This window comes from Citrobacter sp. Cpo032 (assembly GCF_030332975.1).
Lineage (GTDB): Bacteria > Pseudomonadota > Gammaproteobacteria > Enterobacterales > Enterobacteriaceae > Citrobacter > Citrobacter portucalensis.
In genome coordinates this window covers 162,265-187,308 of record NZ_JAOWGU010000035.1, presented here as the reverse complement: position 1 = coordinate 187,308, position 25,044 = coordinate 162,265, and the positions used below count along the sequence as shown (strand labels likewise).

Sequence of the window (25,044 nt, the reverse complement as noted above, 5' to 3'; positions counted from 1 at the left end):
AAACGGTCATTTGCGAATAAATTGTTACCATTGCCCGTTTTCCACTTAACTAATTAATTCGGGCATTATCCCTGTGGCTTTTTAATTTATTTTTCTCAAACGGTCATTGTTTTAAAGAAATTAAAGTGATGATAATCACATAAACCCACCCCCTGAGCATAAATGTGACCACCATCATATTAATGGCCGGTTTTTATTTGAAAATGAATTCATGAGTTCATTCATGAAGGCCAATTTTATCTGGCAGGTTACCGGAACTCACCTGGATTAGCAGGTTGGTAAAAATCACCAATCGTACTCTTAAGCTGTTGAACATGCTTATGAACTGATGAGGATGCTATGGGAAACACATCAATACAAACACAAAGTTTTCATGCGGTAGAGCGGGGGCAGACAAAAAATTATGTCATTCCCTTCGCGTTACTCTGTTCACTGTTTTTTCTTTGGGCGGTTGCCAATAATCTTAATGACATTTTATTACCACAATTTCAGCAAGCTTTTACATTAACAAACTTTCAGGCTGGTCTGATTCAATCTGCTTTTTATTTTGGTTATTTCGTCATTCCAATCCCAGCCGGGATCTTGATGAAAAAACTAAGTTATAAAGCAGGCATTATTACCGGATTATTTTTATATGCCATCGGTGCAGCATTATTCTGGCCAGCGGCAGAGGTAATGAATTACACCTTATTCCTGATTGGCCTATTTATTATTGCGGCGGGCTTAGGTTGTCTGGAAACGGCTGCCAACCCCTTTGTAACCGTACTGGGCCCGGAAAGCGGCGGTCATTTCCGATTAAATCTCGCGCAAACTTTTAACTCATTTGGTGCCATTATTGCGGTTGTTTTTGGGCAAAGTCTTATTTTGTCTAATGTGCCACATCAATCTCAAGACGTACTCGATAAGATGGCGCCAGAACAGCTAAGCGCCTACAAGCACAGCCTGGTGTTATCGGTTCAAACCCCTTATATGATCATCGTCGCGGTCGTTTTGCTGGTCGCCCTGCTGATCATGTTTACCAGGTTTCCGACCCTGCAAAGTGACGATCACAGTGACAACGCTCAGAGTTCATTCTCCGCGTCTCTTTCCCGCCTGGTGCGCATTCGTCACTGGCGTTGGGCGGTACTGGCGCAGTTCTGCTACGTCGGTGCACAAACTGCCTGCTGGAGCTACCTGATTCGCTACGCAATCGAAGAGATCCCAGGCATGACGCCAGGTTTCGCCGCCAACTACCTGACCGGCACCATGGTGTGCTTCTTTATCGGTCGTTTCTCCGGCACCTGGCTTATCAGTCGCTTTGCGCCGCATAAAGTGCTGGCCGCATATGCCCTGCTTGCCATGATTCTGTGCCTGATTTCCGCTTTCACCGGTGGCCAGATCGGCCTGCTGGCCCTGACGTTGTGCAGCGCATTTATGTCGATTCAGTACCCAACCATTTTTTCTCTGGGGATCAAAAATCTGGGACAAGACACCAAATACGGCTCGTCTTTTATCGTCATGACCATCATTGGCGGCGGCATTGTGACCCCGGTGATGGGCTTTGTCAGCGATGCCGCTGGCAATATCCCGACCGCTGAACTGGTCCCGGCGCTTTGCTTCGCCATCATCTTTATTTTTGCCCGCTTCCGTTCACAAACGGCAGCCAACTGAATATTTATCCGAATAACGTGAGGAATCTGTGATGAAAAAAATCAGCTTACCAAAAATTGGTATTCGCCCGGTTATTGACGGACGTCGTATGGGTGTACGTGAGTCGCTCGAAGAGCAAACCATGAATATGGCTAAAGCTACCGCAGCGCTTATCACTGAAAAACTTCGTCATGCCTGCGGCGCACAAATTGAATGTGTGATTGCCGATACCTGTATCGCCGGCATGGCGGAATCCGCAGCCTGTGAAGAAAAATTCAGCAGCCAGAATGTTGGCGTGACGATTACCGTTACCCCATGTTGGTGCTACGGCAGTGAAACCATCGACATGGATCCGATGCGCCCGAAAGCGATCTGGGGCTTCAACGGCACGGAACGTCCGGGGGCGGTTTACCTGGCCGCCGCACTGGCAGCTCACAGCCAAAAAGGCCTTCCTGCCTTCTCCATCTATGGTCATGACGTACAGGATGCAGACGACACATCTATCCCTGCCGATGTTGAAGAAAAACTGCTGCGTTTTGCCCGTGCCGGCTTAGCGGTCGCCAGTATGAAAGGGAAAAGCTACCTGTCTGTCGGTGGTGTATCAATGGGCATCGCCGGTTCTATCGTCGACCATAACTTCTTTGAATCCTGGCTGGGTATGAAGGTGCAGGCGGTTGATATGACCGAGCTGCGTCGTCGCATTGACCAGAAAATCTATGATGAAACCGAGCTGGAAATGGCGCTGGCGTGGGCGGACAAAAACTTCCGCTACGGCGAAGATCAGAACGCGCAGCAATATAAGCGTAACGCTGAACAAAGCCGCGCAGTGCTGAAAGAAAGCCTGCTGATGGCTATGTGCATTCGCGACATGATGCAGGGTAACAAAAAACTGGCAGACAAAGGTCTGGTCGAAGAATCCCTGGGCTATAACGCGATCGCCGCGGGCTTCCAGGGGCAACGTCACTGGACCGATCAATACCCAAATGGCGATACCGCCGAAGCGTTGCTCAACAGTTCCTTTGACTGGAATGGCGTTCGTGAACCGTTCGTTGTCGCAACCGAAAACGACAGCCTGAACGGCGTAGCGATGCTGTTCGGCCATCAACTCACCGGCACGGCCCAGGTCTTTGCCGATGTGCGCACCTACTGGTCGCCAGAGGCGGTTGAACGCGTGACGGGTAAACCGCTGACCGGCCTTGCTGAGCACGGCATCATTCACTTGATTAACTCCGGTTCTGCGGCACTGGACGGTTCCTGCAAACAGCGCGACAGCGAAGGTAAACCGACCATGAAACCACACTGGGAAATCTCGCAGAAAGAGGCGGATGAATGCCTGGCGGCAACCGAATGGTGCCCGGCTATTCACGAATACTTCCGCGGGGGCGGTTACTCATCTCGCTTCCTGACTGAAGGCGGTGTGCCGTTCACCATGAGCCGTATCAACATCATCAAAGGGTTGGGACCGGTGCTGCAAATCGCGGAAGGCTGGAGCGTGGAATTGCCGAAAGATATGCACGACCAGCTTGATGCGCGTACCAACTCCACATGGCCAACCACCTGGTTTGCTCCGCGCTTAACCGGCAAGGGCCCGTTCAGCGATGTCTATTCCGTCATGGCTAACTGGGGCGCTAACCACGGGGTGCTGACGATTGGTCACGTAGGTGCGGACTTTATCACTCTGGCTGCCATGCTGCGTATCCCGGTGTGCATGCACAACGTGGAAGACGAGAAAATTTACCGTCCTTCCTCCTGGGCCGCCCACGGTATGGATACGGAAGGTCAGGATTACCGCGCTTGTCAGAACTACGGTCCGCTGTATAAGCGTTAAAAATCGAGCGATTGCCTGATGGCGGCGCGGCCTACGAAGCACACGGTTTTGTAGGCCGGATAAGGCGAAGCCGCCATCAGGTAATAGGTAATCTCCCAGGAGCAATTATGAAACAAGAGGTTATTCTGGTTCTCGACTGTGGCGCGACCAACGTACGGGCCATTGCCGTTGACCGACAGGGGAAGATTGTCGCCCGCGCAGCGACCCCGAACGCCAGTGACATCGCCGCAGAAAACAGTGCCTGGCACCAATGGTCGCTGGAGGCCATTCTGCAACGCTTTGCCGACTGCTGTCAGCGGCTTTCCTCACAATTGGCCGCCTGCCAAATTCGCGGGATCGCCGTCACCACCTTCGGCGTGGACGGCGCGCTGGTGGATAAGAACGGCAAACAACTGTACCCGGTGATCAGCTGGAAATGCCCACGTACCGCAGCGGTAATGGAGAATATCCATCGCTACATGTCACCGCAGCAGCTGCAGGAAATCTCCGGCGTTGGGGCGTTTAGCTTCAATACGCTGTACAAACTGGTGTGGCTGAAAGAGAACCACCCGCAATTACTGGAACAGGCGCACGCCTGGCTGTTTATCTCGTCGCTTATCAACCAACGTTTAACCGGCGAGTTCACAACTGACATCACCATGGCGGGAACCAGCCAGATGCTGGATATCCAGCAACGTGATTTCAGCCAGGACATTTTGCAGGCAACAGGCATACCGCGTCGCCTGTTTCCGCGTCTGGTTGAAGCAGGCGAACAAATTGGGGTACTGCAACGCGAGGCCGCCAGCCAGCTCGGACTTCCAGAGGGTATTCCAGTCATCTCTGCCGGACACGACACACAGTTTGCGCTATTTGGCGCAGGAGCCCAACAGGATGAACCGGTACTCTCTTCCGGCACATGGGAAATTCTGATGGTGCGCAGTGCGCAGGTAAATACCTCCCTGCTCAGCCATTATGCGGGCTCCACCTGTGAGCTGGATAGTCAGGCTGGGCTTAACAATCCCGGAATGCAGTGGCTGGCCTCCGGCGTGCTTGAATGGGTTCGAAAGCTGTTATGGACCGCGGACACGCCCTGGCAAACGTTGATTGATGAAGCTCGGGATATTCCCGCTGGTGCCGAAGGGGTGAAGATGCACTGCGACCTGCTGGCCTGTCAGAATGCAGGCTGGCAAGGGGTTACCCTCAATACTACCCGTGGACACTTTTATCGCGCCGCGCTGGAAGGACTGACAGAACAGCTGCAGCGGAATCTGCAAACGCTGGAAAAAATCGGCCATTTCCAGGCCACTGAACTGCTATTAGTTGGCGGGGGCAGCCGCAACATCTTGTGGAACCAAATCAAAGCGAACGTTCTCGGGATCCCTGTCAAAGTGCTGGATGATGCCGAAACCACCGTGGCAGGCGCCGCAATGTTTGCATGGTCAGGCATCGGGGAATTTACCTCCCCGGAGCAGGCGCGCGAACAGGTGCGCTATCAGTACCGTTACTTCTATCCGCAAACCGAATCCGAACTCACAGGAGTCGAGTAACATGCTTAAAACGATATCTCCCTTAATTTCCCCCGACTTACTGAAAGTGCTGGCCGAAATGGGACACGGCGATGAGATTATCTTTTCCGATGCCCACTTCCCGGCCAACAGCATGGGGCCACAGGTCATCCGCGCTGACGGTCTGCTGGTCAGCGATCTGCTGCGGGCGCTTATTCCGCTATTTGAACTGGACAGCTACGCCCCACCGCTGGTGATGATGGCTGCGGTTGAAGGCGACACTCTCGATCCTGACGTTGAGACTCGCTATCGTCAGGCGCTTTCATTACAGACCCCCTGCCCGGACATCACGCGTATTGACCGCTATGCCTTTTACGAACGAGCACAAAAGGCGTTTGCGATCGTTATCACAGGAGAGCGGGCAAAGTACGGGAATATTCTTTTAAAAAAAGGGGTAACGCCGTAATCTCTGGTCAGAATGCCCGTCAGGTACGGGCATTCATCATAAGATGAGGATCAGAACATGAAAGCGGCGCGCCAGCAGGCAATCGTAGATCTGCTTACTAACCACAAAAGCCTGACAACCGAAGCCCTGGCTTTGCAGCTTAACGTCAGCAAAGAGACCATCCGCCGCGATCTCAGCGAGTTACAGACCCAGGGAAAAGTGTTACGCAACCACGGTCGGGCCAAAGTTATTCACCGGGAAAATCAGGACAGCGGTGACCCATTTCATATTCGACTCAAAAGCCACTATGCGCACAAAGCGGATATCGCCCGTGAAGCGTTGGCATGGATCGAAGAAGGTATGGTGATTGCCTTAGACGCCAGCTCTACCTGCTGGTATCTGGCGCGACAGTTACCGGACATCAACATTCACGTTTTTACCAACAGCCAGCCCATCTGCCAGGAATTGGCTAAACGTGAACACATTCAGCTTATCAGCTCCGGCGGTCGCCTTGAGCGCAAATACGGTTGCTACGTTAATCCCTCGCTTATCTCGCAGCTAAAACCACTCGAGATTGACCTGTTTATTTTTTCCTGCGAAGGGATCGACAGCGACGGTGCGCTCTGGGACTCAAATGCAACCAACGCAGACTTCAAATCCATTCTGCTTAAGCGTGCATCGCAATCTTTATTACTGATCGATAAAAGTAAATTTAATCGTTCGGGAGAGGCCAGAATTGGACATCTGGATGATGTGACGCATATTGTTTCAGATACACAGCTGATTGAAGCAATCCAGGCCGAATAGGGCGATTACGCCGCCATCCGGCCTGGTTGTAGCCTTATCGCTCGTCGCGACGACCGCCGACGGCAGCCCACAGACGACGTACGTGAACGGTTACTTCTTCACGGTCATGATACAGCTGACGCGCCTGAATCTGGGCATTTACGCCGTGTTCATCAAGCTGGGCCTGAATGTAAGCCAGGTTCTGTGATACCTCTTCGTAGCGTTTTTTCATCGGCAGCTTGAGGTTGAAGATCGTCTCACGACACCAGCCGTTGACCAGCCATTGTGCCATCAGCGCGGCAACCTTCGCCGGCTTCTCCACCATGTCACAGACCATCCACGAAATGTTATTACGATTCGGACGGTACTTAAATCCGTCTTCACGTAGCCAGGTGACCTGCCCGGTATCCATCAGGCTTTGCGCCATCGGGCCGTTATCCACGGAATAAACCCACATGTTGCGTTTAACCAGCTGATAGGTCCATCCGCCCGGGCAGGCGCCTAAATCCACCGCATACATTCCGTTCGCCAGACGCTCATCCCATTCATCGGCAGGGATAAACACGTGCAGCGCTTCTTCCAGCTTGAGCGTTGAACGGCTCGGCGCATCGGCTGGAAACTTCAGACGCGGAATCCCCATGTAAAACGGTGAGTTATTGTCAGGCCAGGAATAGCCGGTATAACAACAACCAGGGGCGATAAAGAAGACGTGAACCACCGGACGTTTTGGCGTTTCATACTTTGCCAGTACGCCTGCTTCGCGCAGCGCTGCACGCAACGGTACGGTAAATTTACGGCAAAATTTAACCAGCTCTTTGCTTTCATTGGTGTCGGCAACTTCTACTCGCAGATCGCCACCCTTTTCCACCACACCCTGCAACATGCCAACGATCGGTGTAATACGATCTTCCGGCGGTAAGTATTGCAGCAGCTCGCCCACCACAAACATTTGACGAGCAAAAATCAGCGAACTAAACGGCAGCTCTTTCACTAACTTTTCAGCATCGTCCTGCTGATAGCATTCGAAGATGACGTAACCCGCATTGTCTTTCACGCGGGCAAAACCGAAGATTTCCCGGCGTCCTGCTTTATCCGTAATTTCTGCGGCGCACTCTTTTTCAAAACCTGGGCGACACAACAATACAACCTTATTCATGGCTAACGCCCTTACGTTTCAATCGAATAGCGCCCACTAACATCAGCGCCCAGCCTACGAGGAAGCTGAAGCCGCCGACAGGGGTAACAAACGCCCACAGGCGTAAATGAGAGAGCGCGAGACAATACAGGCTGCCGCTAAACAGCACTGTACCTAATGCCAGAAACACGCTACTCCAGTAAAACCAAATGCTAATGCGTCGTTGCATGGCGACGGCCAGGCCAAAGATAGCCAGCGTATGAAACGCCTGATATTCAAGGCCGGTCTGAATCCACCCCATTTCAACAACACCGAGGGTTTTGCTCAGAACATGTGCCCCAAAGGCGCCCAACGCCACAAAGATAAAGCCACTTACGGCGGCAAAAATCAGCATAAAACGGCTGGTCATTTGAATACCCTACGTAAATTATTGTTCATAACGAAAGCGGAATTTTTCTTGTTCCGTGGCCGCTTTCGCCAGAATCCACTGACGGAAGGCGGCTATTTTACCCAGTTCTGCCTGACTGTCATGACAAACCAGATAAAATGCGTTTTTGCTGACCAGAACATCGTTAAACGGACAGACCAGACGTCCGGCTTCAATTTCGGACTGCGCCATGACGTTGTTAGCCAGCGCGATCCCCTGTCCATGGATTGCAGCCTGTAGCACCATGGCGCTATGGCTGAAGATAGGTCCCTGCTGTACGTTGATATGATTCAGGCCAAGCTGGCGCGTATAGGCTTGCCAGTCTCGTCGCGACGCATCATGCAATAACGTGTGTTTTGCCAGGTCGTCCGGTGTCTTTAGCGGTTTATCACCGGTAAGCAACAGCGGAGAGCAGACCGGCAATAAATATTCTGCGTACAATTTTTCAACGCGCAGACCCGGCCAGTTGCCGCGTCCGTAGAAAATCGCCACATCAACATCATCAGCCAGTTTGTCTTCCTGACGGTCCACCGCCTGGATCCTGACATCGATTCCCGGATAAGCTGAGTTAAAGCTAGAGAGTCTGGGCACCAGCCATTGGATCGCAAAACTGGGCAATAAACTAACGGTAAGCGCACCTTTTGCACTGCGTGCCTGAAGTTTACGCGTCGCGTCGGTTAATTGCGAAAAAATCTCTTTAATGTCGAGAAAGTAGCTTTGACCTTCTTCCGTTAACAGCAAAGATCGATTGCGTCGACGAAACAGTTTTAGCCCCAAAAAATCCTCAAGTGACTTGATTTGGTGACTTACTGCGGCCTGCGTCACAAAAAGCTCTTCTGCTGCGCGAGTAAAGCTTAAATGACGCGCTGCAGCATCAAAAACACGTAACGCATTTAAGGGTGGTAATCGTTTTGACATGACTTTTAGGCTTTGATGTTAAATGAATTTAACAATTAGCTAACAGGCTGTAACCTATTAGTTTTTTTTATCTGAGCCATTATAAATTGTCCGTTGAGGTTCTACCAGCAAATACCTATAGTGGCGGCACTTCCTGAAGCCGGAACGAAAAGTTTTATCGGAATGCGTGTTCTGGTGGGCTTTTGGCTTACGGTTGTGATGTTGTGTTGTTGTGTTTGCAATTGGTCTGCGATTCAGACCATGGTAGCAAAGCTACCCTTTTTCACTTCCTGTACATTTACCCTGTCTGTCCATAGTGATTAATGTAGCACCGCCAAATTGCGGTGCTTTTTTTTGTCCACATTTCGTCGATGGCCGACCGGCTGTTATTGCTCCAGTTCTACCATCTCTTTCACGTCAGTGCGGTTAATCTGCTGTTTGTTGCCGTTAGCGTCTTTATACGAAATCATCCCCGTCTCATTATCGGTCTGTGGTTTACCATCAGCTACGATTGAGCGGCCATCATTGGTGTGCATCACGTAATTCGAACCAGAACAGGCGCTCAGGGCAAAAGTCAGCATACAGGCAGAAATAATGGCGGCAGTCTTTTTCATCTTCTTCTCCTTAAAGCGATTTATGCTATTAAAAACATACTCCGTAACAGGCAAAATTGTTCGCCTAACGCTATTTAGCATAAGACACTGAACGGGCTTTGCCAGGATATCCAGAGTATTCCGATGGTTAGCACAACCCTTGTATCAATGCCCTTTTTGCGCCACGATCGGTTTACTGAACTGAGGAATACCATGAACGCTTTTAACCCCGCGCACTTTCGCGCACAATTTCCCGCACTCAACGATGCTGGCGTTTATCTCGACAGCGCTGCTACGGCGCTGAAGCCGCAGGCGGTCATTGAGGCTACCCATCAGTTTTATAGCCTGAGTGCCGGGAACGTCCATCGCAGCCAGTTTGCTGAAGCCCAGCGCCTGACCGCACGCTATGAAGCCGCGCGGGAAAAAGTCGCACACCTGATTAATGCGTCGGATGACAAAACCATCGTCTGGACCCGCGGCACAACGGAAGCGATCAACATGGTTGCCCAAAGCTATGCGCGTCCACGCCTTCAACCGGGTGATGAGATTATCGTTAGCGCAGCGGAACATCACGCCAACCTCGTTCCCTGGCTGATGGTCGCGGAGCAAACGGGGGCTAAGGTCGTCAAACTCCCACTCACCCCCCATTTATTGCCAGACGTTGAGCGCCTCACGCAGCTCATTACCCCGCGCAGCCGCATTCTGGCGCTCGGGCAAATGTCGAACGTCACCGGTGGCTGCCCGGATCTGGCCCGCGCCATTACGCTCGCCCATGCGGCTGGCATGGTGGTGATGGTTGATGGTGCCCAGGGGATTGTGCATTACCCTGCCGATGTACAGCAGTTGGATATTGATTTCTATGCGTTTTCAGGCCACAAGCTATATGGCCCCACCGGTATTGGCGTGCTGTACGGTAAGCCGGAACTGTTGGAAGCCATGTCTCCCTGGCTTGGGGGCGGTAAGATGATTAGCGAAGTCAGTTTTGACGGTTTCACCACTCAGCCCGCACCATGGAAGCTGGAAGCCGGTACGCCTAACGTTGCAGGCGTTATCGGGCTAAGCGCGGCGCTCGAATGGCTGGCGGACGTCGACGTTGCGCAGGCCGAAAACTGGAGCCGGGGTCTGGCGACGCTGGCAGAAGATGCCCTTGCGAAACGCCCTGGCTTTCGTTCCTTCCGCTGCCAGGACTCCAGTCTGTTAGCCTTTGATTTCGCGGGTGTTCATCACAGCGATATGGTCACTCTGCTGGCCGAATATGGCATTGCGCTGCGCGCGGGGCAACACTGCGCACAGCCGCTGCTGGCGGAACTGGGCGTATCCGGAACACTACGCGCCTCATTTGCCCCTTATAATACCCAAAGCGATGTGGAAGCGTTGGTCGCAGCCGTCGACCGCGCGCTGGAAATATTGGTGGATTAATGACAAGCCCTCTGTTCGCCGGACACCCGTTTGGCACAACCGTAACCGAAGAGACGTTACGCAATACCTTTATCCCGCTTACTCAGTGGGAAGATAAATATCGCCAGCTGATTCTGCTGGGTAAGCAGTTGCCGGCGCTCCCGGATGCGCTAAAGGCGCAGGCCAAAGAAATTGCGGGCTGCGAAAACCGCGTCTGGCTGGGGCATACTCTTCATGAGAATGGCACTCTGCATTTCTTCGGCGACAGCGAAGGTCGAATAGTACGTGGGCTGTTGGCGGTATTACTCACCGCGGTCGAAGGTAAAACGGCAGCCGAGTTACTGGCGCGTGCGCCGATGGCGTTATTTGACGAACTGGGTTTACGCGCGCAGCTCAGCGCCTCGCGTAGCCAGGGACTACATGCTCTGAACGAGGCGATTCTCGAGGCGGCCCAGAAAGCCGGATGACGACGCAGATACGTATTATCCGGCCTACAACACTGCACGAACCGTAGGTCGGATAAGCGTAGCGACATCCGACACAATCAGGCCTGACGCGCGGCCTTCGCCATCATCTTCTTCAGCGCATGGGAGACAGCAACAAAGCCAAAGGTGGCTGTCACCATGGTGGCCGCGCCAAACCCGGACGCGCAATCCATACGCTTCGGCCCTTCCGCCGTCGCTTTCATCGCACATACCGAGCCATCCGCCTGCGGGTAAACCAGCGCTTCGGTCGAGAACACACAGTCCACGCCCAGCTTGCCTTTGCTGTTTTTCACCACGCCAAAATCGCTTTTCAGCCGCTCACGTAGCTTGGCCGCCAGCGGATCCTGGATGGTTTTTGCCAAATCAACGACCTGAATCTGGGTAGGATCGATCTGTCCGCCCGCACCACCGGTGGTCACCAGCGGAATTTTATTACGTCGACAGTACGCGATCAGTGCCGCTTTTGGGCGCACGCTATCAATCGCATCGATGACGTACGAAAATCCCGCATTCATATATTCAGCAACGTTATCTGGCGTAACAAAATCATCGACCACGTTCACCCGGCAATCCGGGTTAATCTGTCGGATACGCTCCGCCATCACTTCAGCTTTTGCCAGACCGACGTTATCACGCAGCGCATGGATCTGGCGGTTTGTATTGGTGACGCACACATCATCCATATCAATGAGTGTGATAGCGCCAATACCGGTTCGCGCCAGCGCTTCCGCCGCCCATGACCCTACTCCGCCAATCCCAACCACGCAAACGTGCGATTGGGCAAACAGCTGCAACGCATTTTCGCCATACAGACGTGCCGTACCGCCAAAACGTTGGCGCCAGGCATCGCTAATAACCACAGACATAGAACCTCAAATTCATTAATACCGAGCAGTCTGACTGCCTGATGTCGGCTACGCCTTATCAGGCCTACTCAATAATGTAGGCTTGATAAGCGAAGCGCCATCCGGCAATTAACCGCTGAACACGTTACCCGCACCCGGCGCTGTTTTTAGTACCCATACGCGACCGTAGTGATTATACCACCCGGCACGGTGTCCGGCGTCAGCGCCAATACCCTGATAGATATCGAAGTGTTGCCCTTTAATAGCCCCACCCACATCTAACGCCACCATCAGGCGCAGTTCGTACTGGCCAGTAAACTTGCCGTTATTGTCCAGTAACGGGACTTCCGCCAGTAACGTTGTGCCCGCAGGAATGATACTACGGTCAGAAGCTACGGACGCGCGGCCAATCAGCGGCACCGCGCTGGCCCCTTTCACCGGAGCAAAAGATTGCGGTTTAAAGAAGACAAACGATGGGTTCTGCTCCAGCAGCTCACGCACTTCGGCTTCGCTGTGCGTTTCACCCCAGTGGCGAATAGCCTGCATCGACATATCTTCTTTTTTCACTTCGCCACGATCGATAAGCACTTTACCGATACTGCGATAGGCGTGGCCGTTTTTCCCGGCATAGCTAAAGAAGTTGAGCGGGCTGCCATCGCCAAAATCGATGTAACCACTGCCCTGAACATCCATAATGAAGTTATCCATCAGGGAGTTGCTGTATGCCAGAATATAATTGTCGCTTAGCGCGCCCGCGTAGATCTCGGCACGAGAGGGTAAGCGCCCACGTTTTGGCGGCATGCGATAGATAGGATACTGAAACTCGCCCTGGCGCGTATGGCGCGCCTGGATAACCGGTGTGTAGTAACCGGTAAACTGGACGTTACCGTAGTTGTCCGCCCCTTCCATTTGCCAGGCATCAATACCAAACTGGCGCATACTGCGCGTATCACCGCCCGCACGTAACCATTGCTGGATAGCGTTGTAGACGTCGCTCTGGTTGCCGTACAAACGTGGCGAAGCGCTGCGAATTTGATTAACCTGCTCGGCGAAATCACCGGCATTGATTGGCGCGCCAACCGCATCAGGCTGGTTCACCAGTGAGAAAGGCTGGGTAAATTTCCCGTCTTTATACTGCTGCCCACGATCGGTGGGTTTTGAGGAACACGCGGCGAGCATCGCGACTACAGCTCCCGCCAGAAGATATTTTGCCCAACGTCCTTTCATTGTTCTCGTCTTATGTTGCCTGAATGCGAGACGAAGATAACAAACCCCCGAACCTAATGAAATGCGTATACATACCCGAACGCAAATTTTGAGCAAAAAACAATCCAGAATGCGTTGTTTTTGTTCATTTTCACCCTAAAAACGTGATCAAGGTGAAAAAAGGGTTGCATGAAAATGCGAGCAGAGTATAGTGCGCATCCACGGACGCGGGGTGGAGCAGCCTGGTAGCTCGTCGGGCTCATAACCCGAAGGTCGTCAGTTCAAATCTGGCCCCCGCAACCAATTAAAATTTGATGTAAGATTTTTGCAAAGTAGTTCGAATCACAGCAAGGCGGCGACGCAGTGAATCCTTAGGAGCTTACTCCAGTAAGTGACTGAGGTGAACGAGGAAAGCCAACGCTGATGTAGTTTGAAATACGAAGCAAAAAGACGGACGCGGGGTGGAGCAGCCTGGTAGCTCGTCGGGCTCATAACCCGAAGGTCGTCGGTTCAAATCCGGCCCCCGCAACCAATCAAATTTGATAAAATATAAGCAGTACGGTGACGCGGGGTGGAGCAGCCTGGTAGCTCGTCGGGCTCATAACCCGAAGGTCGTCGGTTCAAATCCGGCCCCCGCAACCAACACATTAAACACCTTAACGGGTGTTTTTTTGTTTCTGCCGCTCATAAAAAAAGCGCTTTTCAGCGCTTTTTTGTTATCCCCTTCTCGCCAGCGTCGCCCCATCGGCGAAGTAGGCTTTAATCCCTGCCAGAATAGACTCTGCAACTTCCTGCTGGAAGGTCGCCGTTTTGAGTTTGCGCTCTTCCTCAACGTTACTGATAAATGCCGTTTCGACCAGAATAGACGGGATATCCGGCGCTTTTAGTACCGCAAACCCGGCCTGTTCAACCTGGTTCTTGTGCAGATTGTTGATTTTGCCAAGCTTACTCAATACCGCTTTACCAAACTTCAGGCTGTCGGCGATGGTCAGCGACTGCACCATGTCGAACATGGTGTGGTCGACGTAGCGGTCACCGCTCTTACTGACACCACCAATGAGATCCGAGGCGTTCTGGGTCTGCGCCAGATATTTCGCGGCGGTACTGGTCGCACCTTTGGTCGAGAGCGCAAACACCGACGAACCGCTGGGTTGTCGACTGGTAAAGGCATCGGCGTGAATAGAGACAAACAGGTCAGCACGCTGCTTCTGCGCTTTCGCCACGCGGACTTTAAGCGGAATGAAGATATCTTCATTTCGTGTCATAAAGACCTTCATGTTGCCCTCTTTCTCTATGAGGGCTCGCAGGCGGCGGGCAATCTGCAGCACCACATCCTTTTCACGCGTCTTGTATTTCCCCACCGCACCGGAGTCTTCTCCGCCGTGGCCTGGATCCAGCATAATGACAATGGGACGATCGCGCCCCGCTTTACCCGGCTGCGGGCCACTTTGTGCAGGTGGCACCTGTTTATCCAGATCGCCCTTATTGTAATCTTCCAGCAATGCCAGCAGCGGATCCTGAACGTCCTGGGCATTCGCGGGATAGAGATCCATCACCAGACGTTCTTTAAAGCCTGCCACCGGAGCCAGCGCAAAAAGTTGCGGCTTCACATTCTGTTTCAGCTCGAACACCATCCGCACGGTCTTAGGATCAAACTGGCCAACGCGCGCCGACTTAATATACGGATCGTCAGGACGAATCTGCGTCCCAATGCCCTTGAGCACCGAGTTCAAATTAACGTCTTCAATATCCACAACCACACGCTCAGGATTACTCAGGGCAAACTGTTTGTATTTCAGCAGACGGTTAGATTCTACCGTGACGCGAGTGTAGCTGGACGCAGGCCAGATACGTACGGCAACGACCTGACTCACGGCCGCCAGACCCACCTGGCTGACGCTCAAAAGCCACATAGCACCCGCACCTTTCAATAAACGGCGGCGACTGATTGCTGAATTGGATCCCGACATGCTTCTCCCGAGCAAAGAAATCTTTTTTAGAGGTAATACGTAAAACGTCCGAATTGACCGGAAACTTTAGCGAATGACGCATAATCTGTCATCTATAAAAGGGTAAACATTCTTTTTATATTCACGGCATTACTGAGAAAAATCTTCGGCATGGGTAAAAATTACGCTTGCGCACAGCGCAAAAACAGAATAAAAATACACAAATTACGAATAATCATGCAATGAGGGTGTGCCGTGGTGAAGGAGCGTAGAACCGAACTGGTACAGGGATTCCGCCATTCTGTTCCCTATATCAATACCCATCGGGGAAAAACGTTTGTCATTATGCTGGGCGGCGAAGCCATCGAGCATGAAAACTTTTCCAGTATCGTCAATGACATTGGTCTTCTTCATAGCCTCGGCATCCGCCTGGTCGTGGTCTATGGCGCACGACCGCAGATTGATGCCAATCTTGCGGCGCATCATCATGAGCCGGTGTACCACAAAAATACGCGCGTTACCGACGCTAAAACGCTGGAACTGGTCAAACAGGCTGCGGGTTTACTTCAGCTTGATATTACCGCCCGCCTGTCGATGAGCCTGAATAATACGCCATTGCAGGGTGCTCACATCAATGTGGTCAGCGGTAATTTTATTATCTCTCAGCCGCTGGGTGTTGATGACGGCGTAGATTACTGCCATAGCGGGCGTATTCGTCGTATTGATGAAGAGGCCATTCACCGCCAGTTAGACAGCGGCGCAATTGTGCTGATGGGCCCGGTTGCCGTTTCCGTCACCGGTGAGAGCTTTAACCTGACGTCAGAAGAGGTCGCCACGCAGTTGGCTATCAAACTGAAGGCCGAGAAAATGATCGGCTTTTGCTCCTCTCAGGGTGTCACCAACGATGACGGCGATATTATTTCCGAGCTGTTTCCTAACGAAGCTCAGGCTCGCGTTGAGTTGCAGGAAGAGAAAGGCGATTACAGCTCCGGCACGGTGCGCTTCCTGCGCGGGGCAGTGAAGGCCTGTCGCAGTGGCGTACGCCGTTGCCATCTGATCAGCTATCAGGAAGATGGCGCATTGCTGCAGGAACTGTTCTCCCGCGATGGCATCGGTACGCAGATCGTAATGGAAAGCGCCGAGCAGATCCGTCGCGCTACCATTAACGATATCGGCGGGATTCTGGAGCTTATCCGCCCGCTGGAACAACAAGGCATTCTGGTCCGCCGCTCCCGCGAACAACTGGAAATGGAGATCGACAAATTCACCATTATTCAGCGCGATAACCTGACTATCGCCTGCGCCGCTCTGTATCCTTTCCCGGAAGAGAGAATTGGCGAAATGGCGTGCGTAGCAGTGCATCCGGACTACCGTAGCTCGTCGCGCGGGGAAGTGTTGCTGGAACGGATCGCCGCGCAGGCCCGGCAAATGGGGTTGAGCAAGCTGTTTGTGTTAACCACACGCAGCATCCACTGGTTCCAGGAGCGCGGCTTCACGCCGGTGGATATCGACCTGCTGCCGGAAAGCAAGAAAGAGATGTACAACTATCAGCGGCGGTCAAAAGTGCTGATGGCGGATTTGGCATAGGAGTGGTTGCCGGATGCGGCATAACTGCCTTATCCGGCCTACATCTACATCATGTCGTCATTAAATAATGCTGACAGCCCGCTGCGGCGTTCAGTGCGGGTGGCAATGGCGCGGCTTAATATCCGCTCATCGGCGTACAGCGACAGACGACGACGCGCACGGGTAACAGCGGTATAAACCAGCTCGCGGGTAACCACGGGTGAATGCTGGCTGGGTAAAATCAACGCCGCGTGGTCAAACTCAGATCCCTGCGATTTGTGCACCGTCATCGCCCAGGTGGTTTCATGTTCAGGCAAGCGGCTGGGCTGCACCGATTTGATAGAACCATCCGGCAGCGCAAACCACACCCTCAGGCCCTGTCCACGGTCGAGGGCAATGCCGATATCACCGTTAAATAATCCCAGCGAACTGTCATTGCGCGCGATCATCACCGGCCTTCCCTCATACCAGCGGCTATGCGTCGAACGATGAATTTTACGTTTTTGCGCCATCACCTGCTCAATGCGTTCATTCAAACCACTAACGCCAAACGGACCTTCCCGCAGGGCGCATAGCAGTTGATACTCATTGAAGGCCTGAATGACAGCCCCCGGCTCCGCACCCTCGTGCAACAAATCCAGGTAGTGCCCATATCCCGCCAGCGCCTCATCCAGCATCGCGGCATAATCCTCGCTGCTGTGTAGCGTGCTTTTTTCGATGTCGCTAAATCCCTGCTGGAACACCGTTTTTATCGCAGTTTTGTCGCCGCGATTAATTGCCGCAGCCAACTGACCGATTCCGGAATCGCTGCCGAAACGGTAGCTCTTTTGCAGCAGGCACAGACTGTCGCGCAACGCTGCTGCCTGAATTCCCGAACCGGCAGGAATAGCGCTCCCGGTCAGGCGACTGAGCTGGCGGGCGCGTTCCGGGGTAAACCCGTCACCAACGAAAGCACAGATATCCCCCAGCACGGCCCCCGCTTCGACGGAAGCGAGCTGGTCGCGATCGCCCAGAAAAATCACCCGTCCGTGCGGCGGCAGCGCATCGATAAGGCGCGACATCATCGGCAAATCAATCATCGAGGCTTCATCCACCACCAGCACATCCAAATGCAGCGGGTTTCCCGCATGATGACGCAGGCGCTGACTGCCAGGCTGAGCGCCTAATAATCGATGCAGCGTACTGGCGTCATCGGGGATGCGTTTCTTTTGCTCATCGGTTAGCGGTAGTTCTCGTAGCGCCGCGCCTAGTGAGGCGGTCAGGCGCGCAGCCGCTTTTCCCGTTGGCGCCGCCAGTCGAATACGACAGCGCTCACCGTCTGCCATTTGAATCAACGCCGCCAGCAGCCTTGCGACCGTTGTCGTTTTTCCCGTCCCCGGTCCGCCGGAGATCACCGATATCCGGCGGGTGAGCGCAACAGCAGCGGCTACTTTTTGCCAGTTAACCCCCTCCGATGGCGGAAACAGCGCCGCCAGCGTGTGGGTCAACCGTTGTTCATCCACTTCAATGGCGTGGTTCACTTCACTGAAAAAGCGAGCTACCGTACGTTCGTTATGCCACATCCGGTTCAGATACAAGCGATCGCCGTACAGCACCAGCGGCGTGGGTTGCTCGCCACGACTTACCGCACTGGAAGCCAACAGACATTCCGCCCAGTCTTCAGGCTCGCCCGCTTCAGCGAGCCAGGCGCTTAACAGAGGATGCGCGTCCTCGCTCAGAGATAACCGTGAAAGCGGTAAGCAGACGTGCCCTTCTCCCGCTTCACGGCTGAGCAACGCCGCAGCCAGCGCAACGGCAGGGTTGTCACTTCCGGCAACCGCCAGCGCGAACTGAGCATCCAGAGGCCGGAGCTGTTTTTGCTCAACAGCCTCCAGAAATCGTTTCTGGATTGTCATAACATCGTCTCCTGCACCGCACCGGCAAACATCTCGTCCATCAACGCAATCAACTCTCCGTCAGGTCGGGTCGCGTAAATTCCCTGCTGCGGATTTTCACTGTCAACGCCGCGCAGGAAGAGATAGATAACGCCGCCAAAATGGCGTTCATAATCGTAATCAGCAATGCGATGGCGTAAGTAGCGATGCAGCGCGAGGGTATAAAGTTGGTATTGAAGGTCGTAGCGATGCGCCTGCATGGCAGAGGCCATTGCCTGCTGCGTATAGGCGGAGCTGTCTTCGCCCAGCCAGTTCGATTTGTAATCGAGCAGGTAATAACGCCCCTGGTGGCGGAATACCAGGTCAATAAAGCCTTTCAGCATGCCGCGAACCTGCATAAAGTCCAACGCAGGGCACCCCGCCGATAGCGGATCGTATTGGCGAATTAACGCATCAAGCTGGTTGGCCATCAACGGCTGCGAAATCGGCAGATAAAACTCCATCTCCACCTGTTTTTCTCGCGCGGAAAGTTGGTTCAAACTCACGCCCGTCTCGTTGAGAGGCGCCTGCAAAATAGCGTCCAGCCATTCGGTCAAAATCGGCGTCCAGTATGCGTCATAACCGCCCAACGCCAGTTGCTCCTCGACCCAATGCAGATCCACCGGTTGCGTAAAATCGAGATCTTCAAACAGGCTATGCAAGAACGTACCCGGCGAAGCGCCGCGCGGGAACTGATGCGGTGTAAGTCCTGACTCTTCAATAACCTCACCGACGCCTGCGGCATCGATATCCAGTCGCGGGATCAGATCCTGTGCGATACCCTGTCCACGCTGTTGCAGACCGGAATAACTGGTCACGCGCCAGCTATCGCCGGGCTTACGCTGCAGTATTTTCGCACTCAGTTCGCTGCTAACAGCCTGCGCAACCTGCCAGGGTTCACCGTCAGGCTGCGCGGGAGTCTGGCAAGCAATATCGTTGCTACAAAGCGCTTCAATCGCGCTACGCAGACCCACGGCATCCATCGGCTCACCTTTTTGCAACAGGCGACCAAGGGCGCTCTGATGCACATCGGTATCCCCTTTTTTATCGCTCCGACGTCGTACCAACGGCGCAACGCCAAGGCTGCAATGCCATACCGAACGGGTTAGCGCGACATACAGCAAACGCAGGTCTTCCGCCAGACGTTCTGCTTCGGCTAGCTCAACGCTCTCCTCAGCATCGCTGAGATCCAGCACGGCTTCAAACGAGCTACGATCGTGGTAGAAAGCCTGATCCTGAACGCGGAAATTGGTGATAAACGGCAGCCAGACCAGCGGATACTCCAGCCCTTTCGATTTATGGATGGTGACGATTTTGACCAGATGCTTGTCGCTTTCCAGTCTGAGCTGCTGGCTGGACGCGTTGCTGTCGGGTTCAAGAATATGCTGGGACAACCAGCGCACCAGCGCATGCTCGCTTTCCAGCTGCGAGCCCGCTTCCTGCAACAGTTCGCTGATATGTAAAATGTCGGTCAGTCGACGTTCGCCTCCCGCCGTCGCCAGCAGGTTCTCTGCAATCTGGCGAGCCGTCATCAGCGCACGTAGCATCGGCATCACGCCGCGTTTATGCCAGATCTGACGATAGCCGTCGAATTCTTCAACCACCGCATCCCAGGCATTCTCGTCGGTATTTAACGCTTCAATATCCTGCGCATTCAACCCCATCATTGAGGTCGCCAGCGCGCTACGCAACGTGTTCTCACGTTCCGGCGTCATCACCGCCTGCAGCACCCATAGCAACTCCTGCGCTTCCAGCGTTTCAAATACGCTGTCACGGTTGGAGAGGTAGACAGAGGGAATGGCCAGTTGCGTCAGCGCATCACGGACCAGCGCTGCCTCCTGGCGGCTTCTCACTAGTACGCTGATATCTGACGCGCGTACCGGGCTGGATGCTTTGCCACTGACCAGTTGCGCTGCGCCAGAATGCCCGGCCTTAAGCCAGTCGCGAATTTGTGTGGCGCACACCAGGGCCATGTAGCTCTGATAATCGCCTACGCCGCAACTTTCTCCTTCCATCAGCCACATACTCATAGCTGGCTGCGTTTCGCCGTGCAAAACAAACCGTAACGCCTGGTTTTTTTCTGCGGATTTTACCGGGCTGAAAGGGATTTCGCGGAACATAAAGGCGTCGTCCATCTGGCTGAAAAGCGTATTCACGCTATTGACCATGCCGGGGGCCGAACGCCAGTTGGTATCGAGCGTATAGTGTGCGCTGACTTCGCTGCGCGCCTTCATATAGGTGAAGATATCCGCGCCGCGAAACGCGTAAATTGCCTGTTTCGGATCACCAATTAGCAGCAGTGCGGTATCCGGCTGATGCTGCCAGATCCGACGAAAAATACGGTACTGCTGTGGATCGGTATCCTGGAATTCATCGATCATGGCGACCGGAAAACGAGTACGAATAGCCGTCGCCAGCGCATCGCCGCTTTCACTGCGCAACGCCGCATCCAGACGGCTGAGCATATCGTCAAAACCCAGCTCGCCACGGCGACGTTTTTCCTCGGCAACTGCCGAGCGGATCTCCGCCAGCGCCCGGGTGATCACCAGATCGCGGAGAGTTAACGGTTCGCTAAGCAGTTCATCAATAGCGACAAACAGCGGGTGCTGAGGGGTTATCCCGCCCGCTTTGGTGCGCTCTTCCAGAAAACGCTGTGAGAATTTCTCCAACGCGTCAGGAAGCTGGTAACTTTGTGTTTCTTCCTGCGCCCACGCGCTGATCTTTTCGATCCACTTGCCCTGATTACCGCGATTAAATTTACGCCGGTCAATTCCGGAGGCTTCCATCAGGCCATCCAGCTCATCAACAGAATCACACCATTGCTGCTTGATCTGGTTAATGCGTGCGAGAATTTGTTCATGCCGGGAGGCCAGCGTTTCGTCATCAGACGGTGGCGCCTTGATAACCGGCGCTTCCCCCTGCAGATAGCGATCGATATCTCTCAGCAGCGCTTGCGGTCCTTTCCACGTTTCAAAAACCACCTGCGCAATGTCGCGGGGCAGCGGGTAGCAGTGCCGACGCCAGAAGTCCGCGCAGGCCTGATAGCGCAGCAGCGATTCATCTTCTATCAGCTGCTGTTCGAACAGCATGCCTGACTCAAAGGCATTGAGACTGAGCATACGCTGACAAAAGCCGTGGATGGTAAACACCGCCGCTTCATCCATCTGTCTTTCAGCCAATAGCAGCCACTGCGCGGCCTGTTTTTTATCGGCAATTTCATCTAACAAACGGGCATATAGCGGGTTGTCGGTGGTTTCACGCAGGCAGGCAATTCGCAGTTCATGAATATTGCTACGAATTCGACCGCGCAACTCTTCGGTAGCCGCCTCGGTGAAGGTGACCACCAGCAGTTCTTCGACGGTCAGAGGACGAGGAAAGGCGGCAGAGCCGCCCAGTCCAAGCAGTAAACGTAAATAGAGGGCGGCGATGGTAAAGGTTTTACCGGTGCCCGCAGAGGCTTCAATCAGGCGCTCGCCCGTCAGGGGCAAGCGCAGTGGATCAAGGGACTCAGCGGCATCATTCATTCTTATCACTCATCAGGGGTAAGGTTTGCTGCAACGCGCTGACGGTCTGCCACACTTTCCAGCCTTCCGGGTGCACATATTCTGCTTTCCCATTCTGACTGCCGGAAACCTGTGACAATATCGCCATGCCTTGCGGCTCAACCACTGCCTGATGGAAGAAGTCGGCAAGTTTTTGCGGCGTCAGCAGTTTAATCTGAGCCACTATTTTATCACGTGAATCGAAGCGCATATTGCCGCGATCAAAATCTTTGCTTAACTGTGAGGCTTCTGCCCCCAGCGTTTGCGGCGCCTGCAGCATTTGCGCAATAATCGCCTGCTGAATTTGCGCGAACTCTTCAGGTTTCATCGCCCGCAGCTTCGCTTCCGCCGTCGGGAAGAACGCTTTATAACGCTCCCAGAGGTAAGACGGCTGCTTATCACTGCTTTGCAGCAGGAACCCCATTCCCCACTGACGGCCAACACTCATCGGGAAAGCAAATACGGCGTAGCCTAACTGTTCTTCAGTACGCAGCTGATTGTAGAACCACGGCTGAACAATCTGACCTAACATAGCGCTGTAGGCTGAACTGGCGTATTCATCGTATCCGGTTGGCACAAATACCGCCGCCAGCGCTGAATCCGTGCTGCTGCCTGCTTTTTCAAAGATGACGGACTGCTTCTTGTCCACAACCACATCTTTGTTGCGACACCACTGTGACCCGTTCGCACCAAGCTGTTTTTGGATATCCCGCGCCATGCTCGTTGTCTGAGCTTCGCTCATATTGCCAATGACCAGGAATTCAGGTCGCGCACCGGTTTTTAAAGCGTCGCGGTAGGTCATCACCTCTTTCAGGGTGATGGAAGGCAGCAGCTTACGGCGCTCGTCGCGGGAGAAGTACGGCACCTGAGAAAGCATCTGCACCGGCATAATAGCCTGATCGTAAGCTTTACCCTTTTCTGCGGAATCCATCATCTGGGCATACCAGGATTTCGCCTGTTCCAGCTGTTCGTCCGTTGAGGTATAGCTGAAATAGCCGCTCAGCAGCGCCTGAAAAAGCTGCGGCAAACGTTGAGTGTAGCCGTTGGCGTTAAGCATCAACCCATTGTTAGCGTTGGTAGAGAAACCAATTCCACCTACCGATGCCTGGTTACTTAACTGATCGAGCGAAATCCCTGCCAGGTAATCGTTCAGGGCGAATAAGACCTGGTTGCGGGCGCTGTCCATGGCTTTCGGATTACGCAGGATCACGCTGACGTCAGCCTTCGGCTCGCTGGCAAAATACTGGCTCGGGGCATACACCACGCGTAAATCCGGCTCATCAACAATCAGCTCTGGGTGAGCGTATTTTTTATCCGTCTTAATCAGCGTGAAATCATCCGGAATGTAGGGGTTCAACTCCGGTAACGACAGCGCAATGCCCTGCGCTTTTTGCTGCCAGTCGGCAAAGGTTTTGTCGCTGATTTTATCCACCTGGTAAGGCGCATCGACAAAATAAGCGGTTTTATTATGTGGCTCTTTCGCGCTGATATACCAGATACGCGCATTCTGTGGCGTCATCATTGCCAGACGTTGCTCAACGGCTTTCGCATCGTACTGGTCAGCAATATTCACCGCATCCAGCGTATGCTCGACGGGAACGCGGATCATGGTATCAGCCAGCCATTCCACGTAGTCCATATCACGGGTGATGGAGGGATAACGGAAATCGAGATCCAGCACGTGCGCCAGCTCGTCAAAATAGCGTTTATCGACACCTTTCTCGCGTAACAAATTGAGGTAGCTAAAGATTGCCGCGACAACTTCATCGCGGTTCGCCAGCCCCTTGTCGGTTAACGTCGCGGAAATGGCTAATACGCCGCTGTTCCCGTTGACCACCGGATCGGAGTCTGCGCGAATACCTTCAACCAGGCCCTGCTTTTGCAGCCAGTCAGACAACGTGCCCGGGCTACGATTGCCAATCAGGTAGGTCACCAGTTCATCGGTTTTACTGCGGAACTGCGCGCTGTTGTTATCGATACGAAACTCGACGCGCAATACTTTACGCGGCATTGCCGGAACATAGTGGATGATGATGCCCTTTTGCGCATCAGTGACGACCGGGACGGTAATCTCAGGCTTTGCGATATTCCTGTTCGGTACGCGCCCAAAGGTGTCAGCCGCTATCCGCGCCAGCTCTGGCAGCGGTTTATTGCTATAAATCACCGCCTTCATCAGGTTCGCAGAGTAGTACTTTTCATGAAATTTTTGTAATGCCTGCAGCACCGGGTTGCCCGGTTTGTCACTTAATGTCTCGAGATTCCCGCCAGAGAAACGCGAACCAGGGTGCGCCGGGTTGATCGTCTCAGCGCTCACCTGCGCCATACGCATCCCGTCTCGAGTACGCGCCAGCGTCAGCTCGGAGTTAACCGCGTTACGCTCGCGGTCGGCATATTTTTTATCCAGCAATGGATCGGCAATAGCATCCGCCAGGCGATCCACCGCCCCCACCAGCGCGTCGTTTTCAACTTCAAGATAGAAGGCCGTACGATAAGGCGCAGTGCTGGCATTGTGGCTACCGCCGTGCATTTTCAGGAATTCAGCCAGGCTGTCTGGCTGTGGGTATTTTTTCGAGCCCATCAGACACATGTGTTCGAGATAGTGCGCCAGTCCCTGATGATCGTCCGGATCTTCCAACGAGCCCACGGGGACTACCAGTGCAGAAAGGGATTTCACGGCCTGAGGATCGGATACCAGCAGCACAACCATGCCGTTATCAAGGCGCACAGCCTGATACTGACGGGTGTCTTTATCGCTTTTACGGATGGTTTCAGCTAAAGGCTGCCAACCGGTATCTGCCTGACTTACGGGAACCCAAAGGGCGACGAACAACAGTAATGCGCTGAACCAGGTGCTGCGGGGCATTCACAAACCTCATCATTAACGAATTCACCTGTTCACTACAAACCACGCATAAA

The 25,044-nt window shown here is 53.5% G+C and carries 18 protein-coding genes and 3 tRNA genes; 11 read left to right on the top strand and 10 right to left on the bottom strand.

The window, feature by feature from the left end:
* Positions 1 to 339: 339 nt before the first annotated feature.
* The 5 genes from fucP to fucR all read left to right on the top strand — a co-directional run bounded on the left by fucP (position 340) and on the right by fucR (position 6,193).
* Positions 340 to 1,650: an L-fucose:H+ symporter permease gene (fucP, locus tag OGY33_RS05875; RefSeq protein WP_191238160.1), complete on the top strand. Its 1,311-nt coding sequence runs from the start codon at positions 340 to 342 to the stop codon at positions 1,648 to 1,650.
* Positions 1,651 to 1,681: 31 nt separating this feature from the next.
* Entirely contained in the window at positions 1,682 to 3,457 is a 1,776-nt protein-coding gene (gene fucI / locus OGY33_RS05870; protein WP_003825648.1) for an L-fucose isomerase, read from the top strand.
* 107 nt (positions 3,458 to 3,564) lie between these two features.
* Positions 3,565 to 4,983: an L-fuculokinase gene (fucK, locus tag OGY33_RS05865; RefSeq protein ID WP_008785697.1), complete on the top strand. Its 1,419-nt coding sequence runs from the start codon at positions 3,565 to 3,567 to the stop codon at positions 4,981 to 4,983.
* 1 nt (position 4,984) lies between these two features.
* Positions 4,985 to 5,407, top strand: a complete 423-nt coding sequence (gene fucU / locus OGY33_RS05860) for an L-fucose mutarotase (RefSeq protein ID WP_008785698.1) — start codon at positions 4,985 to 4,987, stop codon at positions 5,405 to 5,407.
* A gap of 57 nt (positions 5,408 to 5,464) precedes the next feature.
* Positions 5,465 to 6,193 (top strand): L-fucose operon activator, encoded by a 729-nt coding sequence (gene fucR / locus OGY33_RS05855; protein ID WP_003825642.1) that lies wholly within the window; start codon positions 5,465 to 5,467, stop codon positions 6,191 to 6,193.
* A gap of 34 nt (positions 6,194 to 6,227) precedes the next feature.
* On the opposite strand, the gene rlmM is transcribed toward fucR, so the two are convergent.
* The 4 genes from rlmM to OGY33_RS05835 all read right to left on the bottom strand — a co-directional run bounded on the left by rlmM (position 6,228) and on the right by OGY33_RS05835 (position 9,245).
* Positions 6,228 to 7,328 carry a 23S rRNA (cytidine(2498)-2'-O)-methyltransferase RlmM gene (gene rlmM / locus OGY33_RS05850; protein ID WP_003034040.1) on the bottom strand — a complete coding sequence of 367 codons (1,101 nt, stop codon included), beginning with the start codon at positions 7,326 to 7,328 and terminating at the stop codon, positions 6,228 to 6,230.
* Positions 7,321 to 7,716: a DUF423 domain-containing protein gene (locus OGY33_RS05845; protein ID WP_003034037.1), complete on the bottom strand. Its 396-nt coding sequence runs from the start codon at positions 7,714 to 7,716 to the stop codon at positions 7,321 to 7,323. Before OGY33_RS05845 ends, rlmM begins: the two co-directional genes overlap by 8 nt.
* Before the next feature lie 18 nt (positions 7,717 to 7,734).
* Positions 7,735 to 8,652, bottom strand: coding sequence for a glycine cleavage system transcriptional regulator GcvA (gene gcvA, locus OGY33_RS05840; protein WP_003034035.1), 918 nt, complete (start codon positions 8,650 to 8,652; stop codon positions 7,735 to 7,737).
* Positions 8,653 to 9,017: 365 nt separating this feature from the next.
* Positions 9,018 to 9,245: a YgdI/YgdR family lipoprotein gene (locus OGY33_RS05835; RefSeq protein WP_003825635.1), complete on the bottom strand. Its 228-nt coding sequence runs from the start codon at positions 9,243 to 9,245 to the stop codon at positions 9,018 to 9,020.
* Between the two features lie 192 nt (positions 9,246 to 9,437).
* On the opposite strand from OGY33_RS05835, the gene csdA reads away from it, so the two are divergent.
* Both csdA and csdE read left to right on the top strand, forming a co-directional pair.
* Entirely contained in the window at positions 9,438 to 10,643 is a 1,206-nt protein-coding gene (gene csdA / locus OGY33_RS05830; RefSeq protein WP_048215638.1) for a cysteine desulfurase CsdA, read from the top strand.
* Positions 10,643 to 11,089 carry a cysteine desulfurase sulfur acceptor subunit CsdE gene (csdE, locus tag OGY33_RS05825; RefSeq protein WP_191238159.1) on the top strand — a complete coding sequence of 149 codons (447 nt, stop codon included), beginning with the start codon at positions 10,643 to 10,645 and terminating at the stop codon, positions 11,087 to 11,089. The genes csdA and csdE overlap by 1 nt, the downstream gene beginning before the upstream one ends.
* A gap of 77 nt (positions 11,090 to 11,166) precedes the next feature.
* On the opposite strand, the gene tcdA is transcribed toward csdE, so the two are convergent.
* Together tcdA and mltA are read right to left on the bottom strand one after the other, a co-directional pair.
* Positions 11,167 to 11,973, bottom strand: coding sequence for a tRNA cyclic N6-threonylcarbamoyladenosine(37) synthase TcdA (gene tcdA / locus OGY33_RS05820; protein WP_057067297.1), 807 nt, complete (start codon positions 11,971 to 11,973; stop codon positions 11,167 to 11,169).
* Between the two features lie 108 nt (positions 11,974 to 12,081).
* A complete protein-coding gene (mltA, locus tag OGY33_RS05815; RefSeq protein ID WP_008785702.1) occupies positions 12,082 to 13,179 on the bottom strand; it encodes a murein transglycosylase A in 1,098 nt (365 codons plus the stop codon).
* Positions 13,180 to 13,384: 205 nt separating this feature from the next.
* On the opposite strand from mltA, the gene OGY33_RS05810 reads away from it, so the two are divergent.
* From OGY33_RS05810 to OGY33_RS05800, 3 genes are all read left to right on the top strand, one after another.
* Positions 13,385 to 13,461, top strand: a tRNA-Met gene (locus OGY33_RS05810).
* 152 nt (positions 13,462 to 13,613) lie between these two features.
* A tRNA-Met gene (locus OGY33_RS05805) sits at positions 13,614 to 13,690 on the top strand.
* A gap of 33 nt (positions 13,691 to 13,723) precedes the next feature.
* A tRNA-Met gene (locus tag OGY33_RS05800) sits at positions 13,724 to 13,800 on the top strand.
* 74 nt (positions 13,801 to 13,874) lie between these two features.
* Here the strand turns inward: OGY33_RS05800 and amiC are convergent.
* The gene (gene amiC / locus OGY33_RS05795) at positions 13,875 to 15,128 is read right to left on the bottom strand and encodes an N-acetylmuramoyl-L-alanine amidase AmiC (RefSeq protein WP_048215635.1); all 1,254 of its coding nucleotides are present in this window, start codon (positions 15,126 to 15,128) and stop codon (positions 13,875 to 13,877) included.
* Positions 15,129 to 15,362: 234 nt separating this feature from the next.
* Here amiC and argA point away from each other — a divergent pair, with 234 nt between their 5' ends.
* Complete coding sequence (gene argA / locus OGY33_RS05790) at positions 15,363 to 16,694, top strand: amino-acid N-acetyltransferase (RefSeq protein WP_048215634.1); 1,332 nt, start codon at positions 15,363 to 15,365, stop codon at positions 16,692 to 16,694.
* Between the two features lie 44 nt (positions 16,695 to 16,738).
* Here argA and recD read toward each other — a convergent pair whose 3' ends face one another.
* Genes recD through ptrA form a run of 3 tightly spaced genes read right to left on the bottom strand, consistent with a single transcriptional unit; the run spans position 16,739 to position 24,991 of the window.
* A complete protein-coding gene (gene recD / locus OGY33_RS05785; protein WP_191238157.1) occupies positions 16,739 to 18,568 on the bottom strand; it encodes an exodeoxyribonuclease V subunit alpha in 1,830 nt (609 codons plus the stop codon).
* Positions 18,565 to 22,110, bottom strand: a complete 3,546-nt coding sequence (gene recB, locus OGY33_RS05780) for an exodeoxyribonuclease V subunit beta (RefSeq protein ID WP_191238156.1) — start codon at positions 22,108 to 22,110, stop codon at positions 18,565 to 18,567. Before recB ends, recD begins: the two co-directional genes overlap by 4 nt.
* On the bottom strand, positions 22,103 to 24,991 hold the full coding sequence (gene ptrA / locus OGY33_RS05775; protein ID WP_191238155.1) for a pitrilysin: 2,889 nt from the start codon (positions 24,989 to 24,991) through the stop codon (positions 22,103 to 22,105). Before ptrA ends, recB begins: the two co-directional genes overlap by 8 nt.
* Positions 24,992 to 25,044: the final 53 nt, after the last annotated feature.

Coding starts and splice junctions, on each gene's coding strand:
- OGY33_RS05835 (WP_003825635.1), bottom strand. CDS start 9,245: ATGAAAAAGACTGCCGCCATTATTTCTGCCTGTATGCTGACTTTTGCC.
- csdA (WP_048215638.1), top strand. CDS start 9,438: ATGAACGCTTTTAACCCCGCGCACTTTCGCGCACAATTTCCCGCACTC.
- amiC (WP_048215635.1), bottom strand. CDS start 15,128: ATGTCGGGATCCAATTCAGCAATCAGTCGCCGCCGTTTATTGAAAGGT.
- fucR (WP_003825642.1), top strand. CDS start 5,465: ATGAAAGCGGCGCGCCAGCAGGCAATCGTAGATCTGCTTACTAACCAC.
- fucK (WP_008785697.1), top strand. CDS start 3,565: ATGAAACAAGAGGTTATTCTGGTTCTCGACTGTGGCGCGACCAACGTA.
- ptrA (WP_191238155.1), bottom strand. CDS start 24,991: ATGCCCCGCAGCACCTGGTTCAGCGCATTACTGTTGTTCGTCGCCCTT.
- recD (WP_191238157.1), bottom strand. CDS start 18,568: ATGACAATCCAGAAACGATTTCTGGAGGCTGTTGAGCAAAAACAGCTC.
- fucU (WP_008785698.1), top strand. CDS start 4,985: ATGCTTAAAACGATATCTCCCTTAATTTCCCCCGACTTACTGAAAGTG.
- csdE (WP_191238159.1), top strand. CDS start 10,643: ATGACAAGCCCTCTGTTCGCCGGACACCCGTTTGGCACAACCGTAACC.
- rlmM (WP_003034040.1), bottom strand. CDS start 7,328: ATGAATAAGGTTGTATTGTTGTGTCGCCCAGGTTTTGAAAAAGAGTGC.
- gcvA (WP_003034035.1), bottom strand. CDS start 8,652: ATGTCAAAACGATTACCACCCTTAAATGCGTTACGTGTTTTTGATGCT.
- recB (WP_191238156.1), bottom strand. CDS start 22,110: ATGAATGATGCCGCTGAGTCCCTTGATCCACTGCGCTTGCCCCTGACG.
- fucP (WP_191238160.1), top strand. CDS start 340: ATGGGAAACACATCAATACAAACACAAAGTTTTCATGCGGTAGAGCGG.
- fucI (WP_003825648.1), top strand. CDS start 1,682: ATGAAAAAAATCAGCTTACCAAAAATTGGTATTCGCCCGGTTATTGAC.
- OGY33_RS05845 (WP_003034037.1), bottom strand. CDS start 7,716: ATGACCAGCCGTTTTATGCTGATTTTTGCCGCCGTAAGTGGCTTTATC.
- tcdA (WP_057067297.1), bottom strand. CDS start 11,973: ATGTCTGTGGTTATTAGCGATGCCTGGCGCCAACGTTTTGGCGGTACG.
- mltA (WP_008785702.1), bottom strand. CDS start 13,179: ATGAAAGGACGTTGGGCAAAATATCTTCTGGCGGGAGCTGTAGTCGCG.